The sequence below is a fragment of the Candidatus Aminicenantes bacterium genome (assembly GCA_026393795.1).
Classification (GTDB): domain Bacteria; phylum Acidobacteriota; class Aminicenantia; order UBA2199; family UBA2199; genus UBA2199.
On the sequence record JAPKZL010000228.1, the window covers coordinates 1 to 3,726 of the forward strand.

Here is a 3,726-nt window from a genome sequence, read left to right on the forward strand (position 1 = left end):
ATCAGGAAAGAAAGCGCTCCCCCCCGACAAGGGTGCCGCTGCGGCGACGTGCTGCGCGGCCTGATCGATCCCCCCGCCTGCCCCCTGTTCAAAAAAGCCTGCCGTCCCGACCGGCCGCTTGGGCCGTGCATGGTCTCCTCGGAAGGCAGCTGCAGCGCCTTGGTAACATATGGATAAGGTTCTGCTGGCCGACGGCTGCGGCGGCAGCAATAGCGCCGAGCTGACCAGGCGCTTTTTCCAGCGTTTCCTGCGCGACCCGCTGCTGTTGGAAATGGAAGACGCCGCCCGTCTGCCCGGCCAGGCGTTCAGCACCGACAGCTTCGTGGTCAAGCCGCTGTTTTTTCCGGGCGGCGACATCGGCCGCCTGGCCGTTTGCGGCACGGTCAACGACCTGGCGGTGATGGGCGCCGAACCCCTCTACCTCTCCATTGCCTTCATCATCGAGGAGGGCTTCGCGGTGGCGCAGCTGGAAAAGATCCTGGCCTCCATCGCCAGCGCCTGCCGCGAGAGCGGCACGCGCATCGTCTGCGCCGACACCAAGGTGGTGGAGCGCGGCAAGGCTGACGGCCTCTTCATCACCACGGCCGGCATCGGCCGGCCGCTGTTCAAAAAACCGCTGCAGCCATCGCGCCTGCGCCCGGGCGACGCGATCCTGATCAATGGCGGCCTCGGCCTGCACGGGATCTCGGTGCTCACCGCCCGCGGCGAGTTCGGCTTGCAGGGAAAAATCCGCAGCGACGTCGCCCCGCTCTGGGGGCTGATCAAAAAATGCCGTGCCCTGGACATCCCCTTCATGCGCGACCCGACCCGGGGCGGCCTGGCCCAGACCCTGAACGAACTGGCGCAAGGGAGAAAATTCGGCGTGCGCATTTTCGAAAACGAACTGCCCATCCCCGCCAAGGTGGCCGTTGTCTGCGACCTGCTCGGCTTCGACCCGCTGCACGTGGCCAACGAGGGCAAGGTGGTCATGGCCGTGGCGCGCCGCGACGCGGCCAGGGCGCTGAAAATCATGCGTGGCCATCCCCTGGGCAAAGGAGCGCGCCTGATCGGCGAGATCACGGCGGAAAATCCCGGCCGGGTGACCATGGCCACCCGCGCCGGCAGCGAACGCATCGTCATGCCCCCGTCCGGGGAGATCCTGCCCCGCATCTGCTGATGCACGAGGGAGCCATCGCCACCACCATTATCCAGAACATCCTGGAAGTCCGGGAACAGGAAAAATTCGCTTCAATAAAAACCGCAACCGTCCTCATCGGCCGTTTGCACCACGTCGTCCCCGAGGTGCTGCAGAACCATTTCCGCTTGTTGAAAAAGGAACATCCCCCTTTAATCCGCTGCAAACTGGTCATCAAGATCGCACCGGTGGCCATCACGTGTCGCGGGTGCAACAAAGTTACCGTCCTCGAGCAAGCCGCCTTCGTTTGCCCGGCCTGCGCTTCGACCGCCATCGAGATCACCGGCGGCAGGGAGATGCATCTGAAAGACATAATTGGTGTAAGGCAGCACAAACTATCCACCGACCTTGGTGGATATAGTTTGTCTGCCCCTGCAAAGGGGCGTAAGGCGGAAGGTGTAGGGTTGAAGAATAAAGATAAAATAAAAGGGCAAAAAAAATGAGCTCATAAAACTCACCCCCTTCAGGTGGCAGACCGATCAGATCGGCCAGGATAGGCGGATGATTGGTACTGCGAACCGCCCTTACAAAAAGAAAATAACAAATCTCAAGCACCAAATTCCAAACAAATTCCAAATTCCAAATTTCAGTGTCCTAAACCAATGTATAAGTAATTGTCTATTGTAGGGAACGCAAATTTGCGTTCCCTACCAGAACATCTGTGTCCTTGAATTTTTCGTAGGGGCGATCCGCAGCACAAATTATCCGCTTCAGTGGATATGATTTGTCTGCAAACGAAGTTGCCGGATCGCCCAGATCTCGATCATAATTGATATTACGGCCGATGCGATGCCAGGGCGGGGCACCGCCCCGCCCCTACGCATTCACCCTCGGGTTTGATGAATCAAACCCCTACCCTATTTTTTTAATTTGAATTATTTTTTTGATGCTTGGGATTTGGAATTTTGCTCTTTTTTCTTACCGTACACCGTCAACCGTACACCGTAAACCAAGTCTTTTATTTCATCCCTGGCTTGTTCTTCAATATCTCGAACCAGCTCTCCAGTCCGACGTTGTCGTGGGCCGAGACCTCGATCACGGCGCAGGCCGGGTTGACCTTCTTGATGTTTTGCCTGAGCTTTGCCAACGAATAATGCTTCAAGGGGAGCAAATCCGTCTTGGTGATGATGCATAGCTTGGAAACTTGGAAAGCCAGCGGGTATTTCAAGGGCTTGTCCTCGCCCTCGGTCACGCTGATCAGCAGAACGTTGAGGTGGGCGCCGACATCGAACTCGGCCGGGCAGACCAGGTTGCCGATATTCTCCACGAACAGGATGTCCATGTCATTTGCGCCCAGTTCGTCGATGGCGGTCTTGATCCAGGCCGCCTCCAAATGGCAATCGCCGCCGAAGGGACCGGTGTTGATCTGAAAGGCCGGCACGCCCAGCTTCTGCAGCCGCTCGGCGTCCAAGGTGGTCTGGATGTCGCCCTCGATGACCTTTATCTTTTTGCCCAGCTTCCCGACCGTCGCCTCGATCAGGGTGGTCTTGCCCGAGCCGGGCGAGCTCATCAGGTTGACGAAAAATATTTTCTTTTCCTTGAGTTCCTTGCGGATGGCGTCGGCGATAGCGTCGTTGGCCTTGAGCAGCTTCTGCATGACGTTGACCTTGATGTTTGGCATGGTTTTTGTATACCGCATCCGCGGCGAAAAAGCAAGCCAGGCCGCTACTCTTGGATAAATTTCAGTAGAAATATAGCAATTCTAGATCATTTTTTCAGTAATCCATGTTCCTGAAAGCTAAAATATCCCTTACGACTGACGATGATATGGTCAAGAATCTGCAACCCAAGGATTTCAGCCGCATCAGTCAATCGTTCATGCAATTTTTTGTCTGCCTCGCTCAGCTGCAAATCACCAGAGGGGTGGTTATGTGCCAAAATGACGGCAGCAGCTCGGTCAGCAATCACATCGGCAAACACTTCACGCGGATGGACCGGGCTTTGGTCAAGCAAGCCAATTGTAACGATCCGCTTTTCAATGACTTCATTAGCTCCATTCAATGAAAAGCAAATAAAGTATTCTTGCTGTTTGTTAGTAATATCGGATAGAAGGGGAAGAATATCTTGGGCGCAACAGATCTTGGTCGTTTCTTTTGAAAGATATCTGCGAGCCAGTTCAAATGCCGAAAGGATTTGCGCCGCCTTGGCCGGCCCCAAGCCTGGAATCCCAACCAATTGACTACGGATCAAAAGCCCCTTATTTTCCTTTATCAGATTGGCCACTTTCATGGCCATGGTTCTCACGTCAACGCCCTTAGTTCCCGAACCAAGAATTGCAGCCACCAATTCCTGATCAGTCAAAGCGCCAACGCCTTTTTCTTTCAGTTTCTCCCGCGGCCGGCCGTGTTTGGGTAAATCTTTAATAGTAAGTTTTTTCATTCTTTTGCCCAATTTAATGAGGTTTCTCCTGAATCGAATAAAATGACAAAAAATGAAGAATTTCAATCATTTTGCTTGACTTTTCTATATACATGTTCTAAATAGAAGGTAGGCCTGCTTTGCCTGAAAGTCGACTTCATGTCGTCGAGGGGAAACCCTCTCAGGGCAATGGT

5 protein-coding genes are annotated in these 3,726 nt (G+C 54.5%); 3 read left to right on the forward strand and 2 right to left on the reverse strand.

The annotated features are described in order from the left end of the window. The 3 genes from NTW95_11485 to NTW95_11495 form a co-directional block, all read left to right on the forward strand. A partial coding sequence (locus NTW95_11485; GenBank protein MCX6558027.1) for a hydrogenase formation protein HypD occupies nucleotides 1–177 on the forward strand: 177 nt, incomplete at its 5' end. Then, nucleotides 170–1,156, forward strand: coding sequence for a hydrogenase expression/formation protein HypE (gene hypE, locus NTW95_11490; GenBank protein MCX6558028.1), 987 nt, complete (start codon nucleotides 170–172; stop codon nucleotides 1,154–1,156). The genes NTW95_11485 and hypE, both read left to right, overlap by 8 nt. Continuing rightward, nucleotides 1,156–1,617: a hydrogenase maturation nickel metallochaperone HypA gene (locus NTW95_11495; GenBank protein MCX6558029.1), complete on the forward strand. Its 462-nt coding sequence runs from the start codon at nucleotides 1,156–1,158 to the stop codon at nucleotides 1,615–1,617. The genes hypE and NTW95_11495 overlap by 1 nt, the downstream gene beginning before the upstream one ends. A gap of 515 nt (nucleotides 1,618–2,132) precedes the next feature. Here NTW95_11495 and hypB read toward each other — a convergent pair. Both hypB and radC read right to left on the reverse strand, forming a co-directional pair. Next, the gene (gene hypB / locus NTW95_11500) at nucleotides 2,133–2,795 is read right to left on the reverse strand and encodes a hydrogenase nickel incorporation protein HypB (protein MCX6558030.1); all 663 of its coding nucleotides are present in this window, start codon (nucleotides 2,793–2,795) and stop codon (nucleotides 2,133–2,135) included. 86 nt (nucleotides 2,796–2,881) lie between these two features. Then, on the reverse strand, nucleotides 2,882–3,553 hold the full coding sequence (radC, locus tag NTW95_11505; GenBank protein ID MCX6558031.1) for a DNA repair protein RadC: 672 nt from the start codon (nucleotides 3,551–3,553) through the stop codon (nucleotides 2,882–2,884). Nucleotides 3,554–3,726 lie beyond the last annotated feature (173 nt).